Consider the following 14,293-nt stretch of genomic DNA (forward strand, 5'->3'; position numbering starts at 1 on the left):
GCGTGCACCGGACACACCGCGCGCACCGAGCACGGGGTGGCCCGTCACCCGGCCCCAGCGCACGTCACCCGCGCGTCGCCGGCGCGTTCTTCGTGTCCCACAGCTGGGAGCGGTTGAGTGACTGCGGGCAGTGCAGGTAGATCTCGTCGATCTCGACCAGCAGCGCGAGCCGGGGGCGCCGGCCCTTGACGGCCATCGCGTCGAAGAACGGCGCGTCCCTCACAACGCGGGCGCGGCCGTTGACCCGCAGGACCTCGGAGGAGCCGGGGATGAGGAAGACCAGGCCGACGTGCGGGTTCTCAAGAATGTTGTGGAAGCTGTCACCCCGGCGGTTGCCGGGAAGGTCGGGCAGCGCCAGCGTGCCGCGGTCCACAGCCCGGGCGAACCCGGCTCGACCGCCTCGGGGTGAGGCGTCGCAGTTGCCGGCCGCGTCGGAGGTGGCGAGGATGCCGAACGGCGCACGCGCCAGCATGTCCAGATCGGCGTCGGTCAGCCGCTGATGCACCTTGTCCACCACCACCGCGTGGGGCTGACCGAGGATTTCGCGCAGCTCCGCGGCGGAGCCGACCGGCACGAGGCCGGTGCGGTCCGCGCTCTCCGGCGGCCGCTCGCCGTCGACCGCGCTACCGGCGCCGTCCGCGTCGGCGTTGTGCGCGTCAGCGTTGTGCGTGTCGGTTCGGTTCGCATCGGTGGCGTCGCTGGTGTCGGTGGCACCGGTGTCGTCGGTGGCCGGTATGGGGGTGGGCACGTACGGACTCCAGACGTGGTCCTGCGCGAGGCGGCGCTGCGCCGCCCGGACAGGTAGTGGACGCAAGGGAGGGGTTCGACTGCCTTCGGCAGCCGGCCGCTCCGCACTCCGGGCCGGGGCGCGAAGTGCGGAGCGCGGCAGTTCTCTGCCACTTCCTGAGGCTCCTGTCGCCGCCTACCGCCGACTGCGGACGAGGAGATGGAGGAAGTAGGGCGTCCCGACGACGGCCGTCATGAGGCCGGCGCCGAGCTGCGCCGGGGCGATGACCGTACGGCCCAGCAGGTCCGCCACGGCGACGAGAACGGCGCCCAGGAGCATGGCCACCGGCACACTCCGCACGTGCCGGCGCCCCACCAGGGCGCGGGCCGCGTGCGGTGCCACGAGCCCCACGAAGCCGATGGTGCCGGCCGCCGCGACGGCGGTGGCGCTCAGCAACACGGCGACCGCGAGGAAGCCGAACCTGCCTCGCGCGAGAGAGAGGCCCAGGAGCCTGGGGGTGTCCTCGTCGAGCGAGACCAGGTCGAGCTCCTTGCGTCGCGCGACCGCCACGGCCGCGCCGGCGGCCAGGACGACCGCGAGGGGCAGCACGTCGGTCGCGGTGCGCCCGTAGGTCGAGCCCGACAGCCAGGTCAGCGCCTTCGTCGCGTTGAAGGGATCGGTCAGGACGATGAACAGGCTGGTGAGCGCGGTCGTTCCGGACGCCACCCCGATGCCCACCAGGACGAGACGGTTTTGCTGGAACCCGCCGCGGGCGGCGAGGCCGAAGACGAGCACCGCGGTGGCCGAAGCGCCGGCGAACGCGGCGCCTGCGATGCCCCACGAGCCGGCGCCGTGCACCGTCGTGACGACGAGGACGGCGCCGAGCGCCGCCCCGCCGGAGACACCGAGGACGCCGGGTTCGGCGAGGGGGTTGCGGGTCACGGCCTGCACGAGGGTGCCGGCCAGGGCGAGCGCGGCCCCCGCGAGGAGCGCGGCGAGCACCCGCGGCACCCGGGTGTCGAGGACGAATCCGGTGGCCCGGCCCGCCTGCCCCTGCACCCAGTTCGCGACGTCTCCGAGCAGCAGCTTGGCGTCGCCGAGCAGCACGGCGGCGATCGTCACGCCGACGAGCACGGCCACGAGGACGACCACGGTCACCACGAACGCGGCCCGGCTCGGTGTGCGCAGTCTGTCGGCCTCGGACGCGCCGCCCGCCTCCCGCATGCGCAGGGCCATCGCGACGAGGAAGACGGCACCGACCACGCTGGTGACCGCCCCCGTGGGTACCGCGACCGCGGACGCGGAGCCGGCCACCGCCCGCAACAGCACGTCGGAGCCGAGCACGAGTGCGGCGCCGGTCAGACCCGCCACGGGGATGGTCAGGCGCGCCCGGGTGAAGGGCCGGTGCAGGCGCCCGAGCGGACGCACGAGCGCCGGGGCGCACAGCCCGACGAACCCGATCGGCCCGGCGAGTGTCACGGCCGCCGCGGACAGCAGCGCGGCGAGTGCGACCACCGTGAGGCGGGTGGTCCGCACCCGGACGCCGAGGCCGCGAGCGGCGTCGTCCCCCAGGGCGAGCACATCGACGCGGCGGGCGACGAGCAGCAGCCCGACGAGTCCGAGCAGGGCGACGGGTGCCATCTGTGCCACACCGTCCGCCCCGTTCTGCGCGAGGGAGCCGTGGCTCCACTGGTAGAGGCCGTCCGTCCGCTCGGGGAAGAGGAGCAGCAGGCCTTCGGTCACGGAGCTGACGCCGAGCGCGAGGGCGCTGCCGGCCAGCACGAGCCGGACGGTTCCCGTGCCGGGGCCTGACAGGCCCAGCACGACGGCTGCCGCCACGAGACCGCCGGCGAAGGCCACCGTGGAGGAGGCCAGGAACGGTAGCGAGACCCCGGTGGCGGCGAGCAGCCCGAGGGCCAGATACGAGCCGGCGTTCACAGCGAGGGTGTCGGGGGAGGCGAGCACGTTGCGGCTCACGGCCTGCAACGCGGCGCCCGCGGCGCCGAGACCGACGCCGACCAGGAGCCCCGCGGCCATCCGCGGCAGGCGCGAGGCGATGACGACGGCGGCGTCCGACTGCCCGGCGTGACCGGTGAGTGCCTTGGCCACCTCGCCGGGACCGACGGCGGCCGTGCCCTGGGTGAGGTCGGTGACGGCGAGGACGGCGACCAGGAGCACGAGCGCGGCCGTCACCGCGGCCGCGCCGGTCGTGGCCGCCTTGGACCCGGCCGTGGTGGGGCTGGAGGCTGTTGCGGTGACGGCCACGGCGCTACTTCTTCAGCGCGTCGACGAGGGCGTCGGCATAGGCCCCCATCGACGCGTGGCCGCCGAACATCCAGATGCCGGTCGGCAGCCGGTGCACGTCGCCGGCCTTCACGAAGGGCAGTGACTTCCAGGTCCTGTTGCCTGCCAGGTCCTTGGCGAACGGGTCGCGGCTGTCCTGCTCGTCGGCGATGTAGGCGAACTGGACGTCCCCGAGGTCCGTGAGCCCTTCCACGTCCGTGCTGGCGAGCCCGTAGCTCTTGTCGCCCTTGGCCTTCCAGGCGTTCTCCAGGCCCAGTTCCTCGTTGACGGCTCCGATGAGGGAGCGCCGGGTGTAGGGACGGATCGTGACCTGGTTGGAGGCGACATAGCCGTCGGCGAAGGCGACCTTCGTCCCGTCGAGCCCGGCCTTCTCGACGGCCTTGCGGCTCGAAGCGAGCTTCGCCGTGAACCGCTTCTTGACGGTGTCGGCCCGCTTTTCCTTACCGGTGGCCTTGGCGATGAGGTCGAGGTTCTCGTTCATCTGCCCGAGCTGGTCGGACGCGTCGGCGGAGCGCACCTCCACAACCGGGGCGATCTTCCGCAGTTGCTTGACGGCGGAGGACGGCAGGTCGGTGGTGGCGACGACGAGGTCGGGGGTGAGGGAGGCGATCGTGTCCATGCTCGGCTCGCCGCGCGTGCCGATGTCCTTGGGGCTGTTGGTCAGCTTCGCCGCGGAGTTCCACGTCTTGTAGCCCTTGACGTCGGCGACGCCGACGGGCTCGACTCCGAGCGAGACGAGGTTCTCGACGACGTTCCACTCGGTGCCGACGACCTTCTTGGCGGGACCGTCGAGAGTCACCTTCGCGCCGGTCGCGTCGGTGAGGGTGATGCGGCCGGATTTCGCGTCCGCGCCGGTGGAGGCCGACTCGGTCGTCCCGCAGCCGGCCAGGATGACGGCCGCGGCGGTGGCGGCGAGCGCGGTGATCACAGGGCGTCTCATGGGATGGTGCTGAGCCTTTCGCTTCGCATGTGATGCCGGCCGACCGCGCGGGTCCGCAGCCGGCCGGTCAGGGGGTCGGTGTCGACGTCGATCCGGATGCCGTAGGCCTCGGTCAGGCGCTGCGGCGTCAGGACGTCACAGGGGGCACCTTCGGCGGTGATCCGTCCCGCGTGGAGCAGGGCGATCCTGTCGGCGACGGCCGCCGCCTGGTCGAGGTCGTGCAGGACGACACCCACCGAGATCGCGTGGTCGTCGGCCAGGTCGCGGATCAGGTCGAGGAGTTCGACCTGGTATCTCAGGTCGAGATAGGTCGTCGGCTCGTCCAGGAGGAGCACACCCGTCTGCTGGGCGAGGCAGCTCGCGAGCCATACGCGCTGCAACTGGCCGCCCGACAGGTGCTCGGCTCCGCGCCGGGCCAGGTCCTCGACGCCCGTCATGCGCAGCGCGCGCTCCACAGCGGCGCTCCCGTCGGGGTCCTGTCCGCCCCAGCGGCCCCGGTAGGGGTAGCGGCCGAACTCGACGAGGTCGCGGACGGTGAGGCCACTGGGCGTGGGGCGGCCCTGCGTGAGCAGGGCGACGCGGCGCGCGAACTCGCGCGAGGTGAGGGCCAGGCCGTCGGTTTCCCCGTCGAGGGTGAGTGTGCCGCTGCGTGCGCGTTGCAGGCGTGCGAGGGTGCGCAGCAGCGTCGACTTCCCGCTCCCGTTCGGGCCGACGAGCGCGGTGATGCGGCCGGGGTGGAGTGTGAGGGCGGCCCCGTGCACGACATCGACATCGTCGTAGGCCACGGTCACACCTTCGGCTGCCAGGCCGTGCCCGCGCGGACGCGAGGCAGCGGCGGCGTGTTCACCAACGCTCATGCACGTAGGTTAGCCTAACCTAAGTGACTCGCCGAGAGGCGGGCTGCCGCACGCGTCCGAAGACCGGAGGGCCGAGGGCCCGGGGGCTGGGTGCCCGGGGCCGGGTGCTCGGGTGCTCGGGGGAGAAGCCGGGTCAGATCACGCGGAAGAGGTCGGCGGCGGCGTGGACGTCCGTGAGGTCCTCGACGGAACGCAGGTTGTCGCACAGGGCGTCGAGGACCGAGCCGGCTCCGGCGGCGTCCGGCGCGCCGATCGCCACGCCGAAGGCGCGGAAACCCAGCAGCCGCATGGCGTCTCTCCAGCCGCGCATCCACTCCTCGGTGACCTCGCACTCGTCGTCCGTGAGCATGACGATGTCGCCGCGCTTGCGGGCGGAGTCGTTGTACTCCTCCTCCAGCAGCTCACTGGCCGCGCTCAGCGGCCTTTCATAGCTGGTGCCGCCGCCGAGGAAGGCCTCCGCGAAGTCGAGCACCTGCGCGATACCGGCGGGCCGGCCGGCCGGGAAGCGGTGGATGCGGAGCTTGTCGGCGGCGGAGAACAGGATGCCGACGAAGTCGCGCCCGGCCTGGCGGGCCTGGTCCAGCAGCGCCAGCGCGCAGGCCTTGGCCCACGCCTCCCGGGTGACTCCGCCGGGCCCCGCCTCGTACATCGAGTGCGAGGTGTCCACACACGCGATGATGGCGCCCCGGCCCGTGGTCTCCTCATCCTGGCTGTCGTAGAGCATCAGTTCCCCGGCGGCGTAGCGTGCGGCGAACACCGCGCGCAGTTCGGGCACGCCCAGGTTGGCCAACTCGGAGGGGATGACCCGGGAGAGGTCGTCCCCGAGCGTGACGCCGACCAGCTGACCGGTGGCGGTCTCCACCTTGCGGGCGCGTTCACCGCCGGCCATCTGCCGGAAACGGCCGATCAGCTCGGCCCACCGCGCGAGACGGCTGGTGCGCAGCCGGTCGGCGAGGCGGGCTCGCTCGTCGAAGGGCATCCGCTCCAGCTCGCCGGCACCGACGCCCCACGCCCGCATCAGCGCGGCTTCCTCCCGCACGGTCGCGGCCGCCTCCGCCACCGCGCCCGGCGCCGCGGAACGGACACCGGGGGCCGCCGCCGTGAGGCTCAGGGCGGCCTGCTGGGCGGCCCGCTGCGCGGCGGCCTCCGCGTCCTCCGCGGTCTCGATCGCCTCGTGCACGGTGTCGGCTGCCGGGCGGTGCACCGTGCCGCCCTCGTCCGCCCCCTCGGCGGCCCGGCGGAGCGCCTCGGCCACGGCCCTCGCCGCGTCGGCGGCCTCCCGCTGAGCCCTCCTCGCATGCTCCGACCGTGCCCGCGCCTCCCCGGACCGCTCCAGCATCCGGCGCAGGGCCGGGGCGTGGGCGAGTACGGCCATGGCGGCGACGTACGGATCGCCGCACGTCTCCCGCCGCAGCTCGGCCCACTCCGGCGACTCCGCCAGCGCGCCCACGATCTGGTGGTTGACCAGGTGGGAAGGGTGCATCGCGGCGCGCTCGCGCAACCGCGGACCGAGCTGGTAGGCGGCCAGGAACACGTCGGCCAGCAGATCCTCGGCGGCGTCGTGGCGGCCGGCCAGCTCCTCGGCCAGTTCGCGCAGTGCGGCCGCCTGAGCGAAGGTGTCGCGCCAGGCGATCAGGTCGAACCGGTCCGCGAACAGGGCCGAGGTGTGCCGCTCGGGAGCGGCGGCAGCGGACAGACCCAGCCACTTCGCGGACCTGCCGGTCAGCTCGCCGAGTCCGTGCGGTGTCGCGTCCATCGCCGCTGTCTCCTCGGTGTTCACAGCTGGGACTGCACCATGCTCGCGTCCATACCGAGGGCCTCGGTCAGGACCCGGACGCGGACCGCGCGCTGGCGTCCGGAGGCCCGGTCGATGGCAGCGGTCGAGCGCCCGGCACCCGCCGCCTCCTCGCGGAGCTTCTCCAGCCTCGTCCCGGCCGTGGCGAGCTTGTTGTGGGCCTTCTTGATGACCCACTCGCTCAGCGCCTCGCGAGACTGTCCGGCCATGGCGTCGAGCTGGGCCTCCAGCTCGTCCATGGTGTCGGCCAGGTCCAGCGCCTCCTTGGCATCCGGATTGACCAGCTGGAGCACCTCGCGCTCGACCGTCGGGCGTTGGGCGGGGGAGTCCCACAGCACATGGGTGAGCACCGACAGGTCGGTCTCGGCGACCGCCGGGCGTCCTTCGAGATACGCGGACGCCTGGAGCAGGCCGACCGACTGGCGCCAGCGGCGGTCGGAGGCGACCAGCTCCTTGCGGCGCAGCGCGGCCCGCAGCGTACACACCGCGTCCACGATCACGTCGGGTACCTCGACCGCCGGCACGCCTTCCGCCACGGCCTGTCGCAGCGCGGCCAACTCGACCGTCGTACGCTTCGGTGCCGCAGGGCGGCTGACGGCGGAGCGGACCAGCGCGGCGAAGTTCGAGGGGTCGGACAGGTACCCGACCTCGATCCGCACCAGCAGCCGGTCGTAGATCGCGGCCAGGTCCTCCCCGCTGGGCAGCTCGTTGCTTGCCGTGATCGCCCCGATCAAGGGACACCGGATCGGCGCGCCGCCGTTCTCGGGATGGTAGATCCGCTCGTTCAGATAGCCCAACGTCTCGTTCAGCGCCGCCGCTGAGCACTTGAATATCTCGTCGATGAACGCGACATGCGCGGTCGTGGCCCGGCCGTCGTACACCTGGCGGTACTCGCCGCGGGTCAGCGCGGCGACGTCGACGGGCCCGAACATCCGCGTCGGAGCGGTGAACTTGGACAGCAGGATCTCCCAGTACGACGCTCCCTCGATCCTGCGTGTGAGCTCCCGGGCCATCTCGGACTTCGCCGTTCCCGGCGGACCGAGCACCAACGAGTGCTGCCCGGCCAGCAGTGTCACCACCAGCGTCCGCACCACGTCGTCCCGCTCGTAGAAACGGTCCGACAACTCGTCGCTGATCGCCCGCAGCGTGCCGGCTGTGTCGTGCGGGTCCCGCGGGGTCTGCGGGTCCTGTGGTTTGTGCGGGTCCCGCGCGTCCGGCGCGCCCATGTGCAGCTCCTTGCCTGTGACGCCGCCCTGCCGGACGGGCCGACGAGATGGCCCGGCCCCCACAGCCACGACGAAGCGACGCGTTGCTGCGGGCGACAGCGGTGACGCCGGGCTGGTCATCAAAAACGATTCTTCGCCCGAGTAACATAACGCGGACACCGGGAGAGCCGCCTGGCACCGGCCAGCACGACTCGGCGCCACACAGCTCGGCCGGGTCCGCTGCCGGTGTGGTGCCGGCCGCACCCGATTGCCGCATGCGAGGGCGGCATGCGCAGTACACCCACCGCGACGAGAGCCCTCGCGGGGTATGCGGTCTGTATGAGTTCCGAACCTCCGCCCCTGCTCGCCCTGGATCTGACCGGCACGTTCGCTTTCGGGCTCAACGGAGCGCTGACAGCGGTGCGCGCGGCACGCCTGGACATGGTCGGAGTGATCGTTCTCGGCATGATGACGGCGCTGGGTGGCGGCGTCCTCCGCGATGTCCTTCTCGACTCACTGCCGCCCGCGACCCTCCGCGACTGGCGCTACTACACGCTCGCCGCCGCCGGCGGCCTGATCGCCTTCGCCCTCAGCAAGCACCTGCACCGGCTGGAGACACCGATCACGATTCTCGACGCGGTCGGACTGAGCGCGTTCGCCGTCATCGGCGCCGGCAAAGCCCTCGATGCCGGGCTGGCCCCCGCACCGGCGATCCTGCTGGGCGTGCTCACCGCGGTAGGCGGCGGCACCCTCCGTGACACGCTCGTCCGCCGGATCCCCTCGGTGCTCAGCAGCGGCCTGTACGCCGTCCCCGCCCTCGTCGGCGCCGCGCTGACCGTCCTCGCCGTCCGCGCGGGCGTCTACGGTCTGCCCGCCGCACTGGGTGCCGCCGTGACCTGTTTCCTCATCCGCATGCTCGGCCTCCGCTTCCGCCTCAACGCCCCCGCACCACCCGAGACATCCGGCCGCCGGGAACCGCCCCACGAGGGTACGTAGACCGGCCGGCACGTCCTGAGCCTGCTCCTGTGACTGTGCCTGTGCCTCCTCCTCGTCCTTGGCCGGAGCCGGGCCGGGCGTGTCAGCTCAGCTCGGAGGCCGGACGGCCTGGGTCTGGGTGGTCTGGGCGACCAGGCGGTGCTCGTCGTCGTGCAGACCGGTCTGCACGACGACGAGCGTGCGGCCCACGTGCAGTGGGCGGGAGGTGGCGTGGACGGTGCCGCCCCGTACCGCGCGGAAGAAGTTCGTCTTCGACTCGATCGTCGACGTGCTCCCACCCGGCGGCAGGTTGAGGTAGGCGCAGGCGGCGCCCGCCGCGTCGGCCAGGGACATCAGCGCGCCGCCGTGCAGCGCCCCGCCGACCGTGCACAGGTCCGCCTCCCAGGCGAGGCTCCCGGTGACGCGCTGCGGGGAAACCTCGTCGAGGGTGAGGCCGAGCCGGGAGGCGTAGGGCATGGCGGCGGTGAGCTCGGCAGCTCGAGGCCGCGTCATGTTCCCACCCGCACGTCGAAGGCGTCGAGGACCGCCAGGCTGTCCTCGTAGACGTGGTGACGGGTGATCAGGCCATGCGCCGCGGTCAGGTGCAGGGCGAACCGGGCGCGGTAGGAGCGGCCGGTGCCGCGGGCGGTCTGGCGGATCTCGCCCAGCACGACAGCGTCGTCTCCGTCGACCAGGATGCGTTCGATCCGGGTGTCGGCCTGCTCGGGTATGTGCTCCTCGGCCAGGGAGCGGAAGTGGTCGGCGACATCGGCCCGGGTGGCGCGTGGACGGATCCACGGGAGGATCTCCCTGCCGTGCTGGGGCTCCGGCCAGCTGAGCTTCCAGTCGACGTGCTCGGCGTACAGCGCGGCGATGGGCTCGGGGTCGCCCTCGCCGATGCGTCGCAAAAGCTCGTGCACGAGGGTGCGGGTGTCTTCGGTCATGGGATTCCGTTCACTGAGGAGGGGCCGGGTCACGGAGCGCCGTTGCCGTCGCGGCGTCCGCCGGGAAGAACGATTCGATGGCCAGCTCGGCAGTCGTCACCTCCAGCGGGGTGCCGAACGTGGCGACGGTGCTGAAGAAGGCCAGTTCGCCACTGCCGTGGCGGAGCCGCAGCGGCACGAAGATATCCGCGGGGCCGGGGAACTCCACGTCGGGCTCCGGCTCGGAGCAGGGGTAGGCCACCAGCTCGTCGTGCAACGCACGCAGGGCCCCGTCGAGGCCGGCGGCGATCTGGCGGCGCAGCCGGCCCAGCAGGTGGGCCCGCCACTGACCGAGGTTGGCGATGTGCGGAGCCAACCCTTCGGGGTGCAGCGAGACGCGGAGCGCGTTGGCCGGTTGCTCCAGCAGCGCGGGTGCCACCTTGTCGGTGAACAGGGCGAGGCTCGCGTTGCTGTCCACGATGTTCCAGGCCCGGTCGACGACGGTCGCCGGGTACGGCTCGTGGCCTTCCAGCACCTGCCGCACGGCCCTGCGTACGGCTGTCATACGTGGCGCGTCGAGCGGGCTCTCCGTGTACGCCGGTGCGTAACCGGCGGCCATCAGGAGTTGGTTGCGCATGCGCAGCGGCACATCCAGCTCCTCGGCCAGACGCAGCACCATGGCGCTGCTGGGCCGGGAGCGACCGGTCTCGACGAAGCTGAGGTGCCGTGCCGAGGTCTGTGCGCGCAGGGACAGCTCGAGCTGACTCAGTCGCCGTCGCCGACGCCACTCACGTAGCAGTGGGCCGACCTGTGGGGGTGCTGCGGTTGCCATGGGGGAGACGTTAAGCGGGTCCCCGAGCCCACGCCATTACCTCTGACGTAAGAGGCGCGACGACTGACGGAGCAGATACGGCGACTTACGGAAGGGGCGCGGCGACGAGAGGGACACATCACCGCAGCGATGCCGCCTGCGGGCAGGAAGCCTCGCGGACGCGGCAGCGAGGCGGCTCGCCTCAGCGGCGCGGCGGCAGCTGGTGCAACTCCACGGCGGCCAGGTGCCCGTCCTTCACCTCGGCGGTCATGTACGTGCAGTACGGCTGGCGCCGCCGGTCCGTCGGCGACCCAGGGTTGAGCAGACGCAGCCGTCCGTCCTCCGTCGTGGTGTCCCACGGGATGTGGCTGTGTCCGAACACCAGGACGTCCAGGTCGGGGAAGCGGTCGGCGCAGCGGCGCTCCCGCCCCCGCGCCCCACCGGTCTCGTGGACGACGCCGAAGCGCAGGCCCTCCAGACGCGTGTACGCCACCTCCGGCAGCCGGGCCCGCAGGCCGGGGCCGTCGTTGTTGCCGTACACACCGACCAGCTGCCGCGCTCGCGACTCCAGCAGGTCGAGGGTGGCCGTGTCCACCCAGTCGCCCGCGTGCAGGACGACGTCGGCGCGCGGGATCTCGGCCAGCAGCTGCTCGGGCAGCCGCTTGGCCCGTTTGGGCAGGTGGGTGTCGGACATGAGCAGGAGTCGCACCCTGCGACCGTAACGGACGTCGGGGCTGCTGGTCGCGCCCGCGACACGGCCCTGGCGTGAGGCGGTGGCCGCTCGCCCCGGAGCGGATCACTGTCCTGGTCGATATCCGGCGCGGCGAACGGAACGACGGCTACTCGCCCGCCGCATCACCTGGGCCGTCACCACCCCCTCACGACCCGCCGCATTACCGCCGGCCGGAGACCTTCACACCCGGGAGACCCGCCCGGGCTGAGCCCGATGCGGCGCCCGGCGCCGCACGGACACGATGCTGACAAGCACCGCACACAGGGCCAACACATAGACCGCGAACGCCCAGGCTTCCGGCTGCCACGAAGTGATGGTCAGGAGCGTCACCGCAGCGCCGGTCCCGACCAGGACATAGAACAGCAGGTTCTCCGAATACGGATCGCGCCAGGCTTTCAAGGCTGTCGGCAACGCCGCCGCCGCGTCAGCAGCCACCGCGCACACCACGGCCAGCGGCGCCTGCCCCAGCCCCAGCCACACACCCAGGGCGACAACCGCGATGACCGCGCACACCACGTCGAACGTCCCGAGCCGGGCGAGATTATGCCTGGTCAGCACAGCGCACACCACCACCGCGAGAGGCCCAACGCCCGCCGCCAGCGTCTGCACGGCCGGCATGCCGACACCGGCATCGAGCTGTGCGAAGAACCCGATCAGTGGCGCAGCAGCCCACAACGACCACGTCACCAGGTTCGGACGCGCCGTCCCCCTCATTGTCGAGAAGGCATACCGGACGCTCCCCGCCAGGCCGAGCACCGCGCTGACGAACACCCAGTGCGGATCGAGCATATGCACCTTCCTCGTCGTCGCTCCCGTCAGCCTGCCTCACACAGCCGCCTGACACCGCCTGGCGCCTGATGAGGCCGGGCAAAGGGGCAGGTTCTAGCCGGGAGGTACCGCGCTCTCGAGGTGGGCGGCGAGGATCTCTTCGAACGCGGCGCGGCGGTCGGCTCCGAGGGGGCGGATGTCGCGGGCGAAGTGTGCCAGGGTCGGGAAGCGTGCGGGGTCGGCGCCCAGTACCGCGACGCGGAAGTGCTCCATACCCTGTTCGTGTTCCCCGGGGGTGAGGGCGCCGGCCTCGGCCTCGGAGGCGATCAATGCGGCGATCAGGACCGCGATCCGGTGGTAGCGCGAAGGGATCTCCTCGTCCGGCAGCCCTGACGCCCGCAGGGCCCCCAGTACCTCTTCCATGACGAGCCGCGAGCCGATGCCGCCCGACGCGTAGCGCCCCCAGACCGCGGCGAGTCGCGGCTGGCGGCCGAAGGCCTCTCTCACGCGGAGGGCCAGCGCCGTGATGCGCTGCTTCCAGTCGCCCTCGGGGCGGTAGCCGTCCATGGCGGTCGCGAGGATGCGGTCGGCGACCGCTCGCAGCAGTTCGGTCTTGCTGCGGAAGTGCCGGTAGAGGCTTGAGGAGTCGGTCCCGAGCGTCGCGGCGAGCTTGCGCACGCTGAACGACTCGGCGTCGCTCGTGCGCAGCAACTCCGTGGCCGCGTCCAGAATCTCCTCGGTCGACCAGCGCCTTCTGCCTGCCATCCCGCTCCCTTCGCAGAGTCTCATCGCCGCGTCTTGCCCGCCGCGTCTCGTCGACGGGTTCAGCCTAACCTGTGCACTTGGTGTTGCACGCACCGCGTGCATAATGAGGACATGAGTGGGCCCGGGGGGTCGGCAACAGGCGGCCCCGCGTGCCGTGCGCGCCCTGTGACCCGGAGCCGCGCCCCGTGCCCCGGGCCCAGGTGACCCGCGAAGCCCACCTCGGGGACGACGAAAGGACGCACACTGTGAGGAACGCACCGGATCCCGCCGAGCCCGACAAGACCCTCCGCGCCACTGCCGACGAAGCCGTCGATGCCGCCCTCCACGGAGCCCTCGACAAAGCCCTCGACGAACCCCTCGGCACCGCCCTCGGCACCGCCCTCGACAAAGCTCTCCACAACGTCCACCGCGCCGGTATGCCGGGCCTGTTCGCCGAGGTGCGCGACGGTGACCGGGTGTGGCGCGGCGCCGCCGGGGTGGCCGATGTCGCCACAGGCCGCCCTGTCACCGCCGGCATGCGGCACCGCGTCGGCAGCATCACCAAGACCTTCACAGCCGCCGCGGTCCTCCAGCAGGTCGAGAGCGGTCGGATCGGTCTCGACACGCCGATCGGCCGGTACCTTCCGCGGTTGGTCCCCGGAGAGCGGGGTGAGGCGATCACCGTCCGGATGGTGCTCAACCACACCAGCGGCCTCGCCGAGTACCTTCCCCACGCGTACCCTTCCCTCAAGGCGTTCCCCGCTCTCGCACACACTGGCCCCCGCAGTCTGGACGACCACCGGTTCACGCGTTTCCGCGCCACCGACCTGATCGAGAGGGGCGTCACCGCGCCTGCCGTCGGCGCCCCCGGCAGCACGCCGGGCGTGTATTCCAACACCAACTACCTGCTTCTCGGCGCGCTCCTGGAGCAGGCGACCGGCACCACCGCGGAGCGGTGCATCACGCGGAACGTGATCGAGCGCGCTGGGCTCCGGGATACCGGATTCCCCGCCGATCCTCACGTGCGAGGACCGCACTCGCGGCTCTACGAGGCGTGGTTCGGCATGATCGACCCGCCGCGTGACTACAGCGTCTTCGACATGTCGTGGGTGGGGCCGGCCGCTTCGCTGATATCGACCGTCACGGACCTCAACCGCTTCTTCGGCCTGCTGATGTCCGGCGAGATCGTCACCCCGTCGTCGCTGAAGGAGATGTGCCGCACGGTCCCGGTCGTCTCCCAGGAGGGGAAGACGATCGACTACGGCCTCGGCCTGCATCCGGCTGAGACATCGGGGAAGGGCGCCTTCTGGGGGCACGGCGGCACCGTCTGGGGTGGTGGGGCGCTGGCCATGACCCGTGCCGACGGCAAGCGGCAGCTGGCCCTCGCGGTGAACTCGCAGAGGTGGAACAGGCTCGACTCCTCAGGCAGGCCGCGGCCCCACCCCCTCGACGACGCGCTCGCCGCTCTCCACCATGTGGCGATGCACGGCTGACATGGCTGACACGGCTGT

Annotated in this window: 14 protein-coding genes; 2 read left to right on the plus strand and 12 right to left on the minus strand. The window is 72.1% G+C overall.

The features are described 5' to 3' along the window. Positions 1-64: 64 nt before the first annotated feature. The 6 genes from MMF93_RS32670 to MMF93_RS32695 form a co-directional block, all read right to left on the minus strand. Complete coding sequence (locus MMF93_RS32670; RefSeq protein ID WP_242757881.1) at positions 65-574, minus strand: MSMEG_1061 family FMN-dependent PPOX-type flavoprotein; 510 nt, start codon at positions 572-574, stop codon at positions 65-67. Between the two features lie 348 nt (positions 575-922). Further along, positions 923-2,992 (minus strand): iron ABC transporter permease, encoded by a 2,070-nt coding sequence (locus MMF93_RS32675; RefSeq protein ID WP_242756942.1) that lies wholly within the window; start codon positions 2,990-2,992, stop codon positions 923-925. Positions 2,993-2,996: 4 nt separating this feature from the next. Beyond that, positions 2,997-3,971: an ABC transporter substrate-binding protein gene (locus tag MMF93_RS32680; protein WP_242756944.1), complete on the minus strand. Its 975-nt coding sequence runs from the start codon at positions 3,969-3,971 to the stop codon at positions 2,997-2,999. Then, complete coding sequence (locus MMF93_RS32685; protein WP_242756946.1) at positions 3,968-4,828, minus strand: ABC transporter ATP-binding protein; 861 nt, start codon at positions 4,826-4,828, stop codon at positions 3,968-3,970. Before MMF93_RS32685 ends, MMF93_RS32680 begins: the two co-directional genes overlap by 4 nt. Positions 4,829-4,961: 133 nt before the next feature. Further along, the gene (locus MMF93_RS32690; RefSeq protein WP_242757882.1) at positions 4,962-6,584 is read right to left on the minus strand and encodes a VWA domain-containing protein; all 1,623 of its coding nucleotides are present in this window, start codon (positions 6,582-6,584) and stop codon (positions 4,962-4,964) included. Positions 6,585-6,604: 20 nt separating this feature from the next. Then, positions 6,605-7,849 carry an AAA family ATPase gene (locus tag MMF93_RS32695; protein WP_242756948.1) on the minus strand — a complete coding sequence of 415 codons (1,245 nt, stop codon included), beginning with the start codon at positions 7,847-7,849 and terminating at the stop codon, positions 6,605-6,607. Between the two features lie 318 nt (positions 7,850-8,167). Here MMF93_RS32695 and MMF93_RS32700 point away from each other — a divergent pair, with 318 nt between their 5' ends. Continuing rightward, positions 8,168-8,824, plus strand: a complete 657-nt coding sequence (locus tag MMF93_RS32700) for a trimeric intracellular cation channel family protein (RefSeq protein WP_242756950.1) — start codon at positions 8,168-8,170, stop codon at positions 8,822-8,824. An 87-nt stretch (positions 8,825-8,911) separates the two neighbouring features. Here the strand turns inward: MMF93_RS32700 and MMF93_RS32705 are convergent, their stop codons facing one another. From MMF93_RS32705 to MMF93_RS32730, 6 genes are all read right to left on the minus strand, one after another. Next, entirely contained in the window at positions 8,912-9,316 is a 405-nt protein-coding gene (locus MMF93_RS32705; RefSeq protein WP_242756951.1) for a PaaI family thioesterase, read from the minus strand. Beyond that, a complete protein-coding gene (locus MMF93_RS32710) occupies positions 9,313-9,747 on the minus strand; it encodes a nuclear transport factor 2 family protein (protein WP_242756953.1) in 435 nt (144 codons plus the stop codon). The genes MMF93_RS32705 and MMF93_RS32710 overlap by 4 nt, the downstream gene beginning before the upstream one ends. Before the next feature lie 10 nt (positions 9,748-9,757). After that, positions 9,758-10,558: a helix-turn-helix domain-containing protein gene (locus MMF93_RS32715; protein ID WP_242756956.1), complete on the minus strand. Its 801-nt coding sequence runs from the start codon at positions 10,556-10,558 to the stop codon at positions 9,758-9,760. 181 nt (positions 10,559-10,739) lie between these two features. Further along, positions 10,740-11,246 (minus strand): metallophosphoesterase family protein, encoded by a 507-nt coding sequence (locus tag MMF93_RS32720; RefSeq protein ID WP_242756957.1) that lies wholly within the window; start codon positions 11,244-11,246, stop codon positions 10,740-10,742. A 204-nt stretch (positions 11,247-11,450) separates the two neighbouring features. After that, positions 11,451-12,059 carry a hypothetical protein gene (locus tag MMF93_RS32725; protein ID WP_242756959.1) on the minus strand — a complete coding sequence of 203 codons (609 nt, stop codon included), beginning with the start codon at positions 12,057-12,059 and terminating at the stop codon, positions 11,451-11,453. A gap of 93 nt (positions 12,060-12,152) precedes the next feature. After that, complete coding sequence (locus tag MMF93_RS32730; protein WP_242756961.1) at positions 12,153-12,803, minus strand: TetR/AcrR family transcriptional regulator; 651 nt, start codon at positions 12,801-12,803, stop codon at positions 12,153-12,155. A gap of 416 nt (positions 12,804-13,219) precedes the next feature. Here MMF93_RS32730 and MMF93_RS32735 point away from each other — a divergent pair, with 416 nt between their 5' ends. Continuing rightward, positions 13,220-14,275: a serine hydrolase domain-containing protein gene (locus MMF93_RS32735; RefSeq protein WP_242757883.1), complete on the plus strand. Its 1,056-nt coding sequence runs from the start codon at positions 13,220-13,222 to the stop codon at positions 14,273-14,275. Positions 14,276-14,293: the final 18 nt, after the last annotated feature.

Origin of the sequence: Streptomyces tubbatahanensis, assembly GCF_022699385.1 — a bacterium.
GTDB classification, from domain to species: Bacteria; Actinomycetota; Actinomycetes; order Streptomycetales; family Streptomycetaceae; genus Streptomyces; species Streptomyces diacarni.

Excerpts from the sequence above, each read along its gene's own strand:
- MMF93_RS32700 (WP_242756950.1), top strand. The coding sequence starts at position 8,168 with ATGAGTTCCGAACCTCCGCCCCTGCTCGCCCTGGATCTGACCGGCACG.
- MMF93_RS32695 (WP_242756948.1), bottom strand. The coding sequence starts at position 7,849 with ATGGGCGCGCCGGACGCGCGGGACCCGCACAAACCACAGGACCCGCAG.
- MMF93_RS32730 (WP_242756961.1), bottom strand. The coding sequence starts at position 12,803 with ATGGCAGGCAGAAGGCGCTGGTCGACCGAGGAGATTCTGGACGCGGCC.
- MMF93_RS32735 (WP_242757883.1), top strand. The coding sequence starts at position 13,220 with ATGCCGGGCCTGTTCGCCGAGGTGCGCGACGGTGACCGGGTGTGGCGC.
- MMF93_RS32715 (WP_242756956.1), bottom strand. The coding sequence starts at position 10,558 with ATGGCAACCGCAGCACCCCCACAGGTCGGCCCACTGCTACGTGAGTGG.
- MMF93_RS32710 (WP_242756953.1), bottom strand. The coding sequence starts at position 9,747 with ATGACCGAAGACACCCGCACCCTCGTGCACGAGCTTTTGCGACGCATC.
- MMF93_RS32685 (WP_242756946.1), bottom strand. The coding sequence starts at position 4,828 with ATGAGCGTTGGTGAACACGCCGCCGCTGCCTCGCGTCCGCGCGGGCAC.
- MMF93_RS32680 (WP_242756944.1), bottom strand. The coding sequence starts at position 3,971 with ATGAGACGCCCTGTGATCACCGCGCTCGCCGCCACCGCCGCGGCCGTC.
- MMF93_RS32725 (WP_242756959.1), bottom strand. The coding sequence starts at position 12,059 with ATGCTCGATCCGCACTGGGTGTTCGTCAGCGCGGTGCTCGGCCTGGCG.
- MMF93_RS32705 (WP_242756951.1), bottom strand. The coding sequence starts at position 9,316 with ATGACGCGGCCTCGAGCTGCCGAGCTCACCGCCGCCATGCCCTACGCC.
- MMF93_RS32690 (WP_242757882.1), bottom strand. The coding sequence starts at position 6,584 with ATGGACGCGACACCGCACGGACTCGGCGAGCTGACCGGCAGGTCCGCG.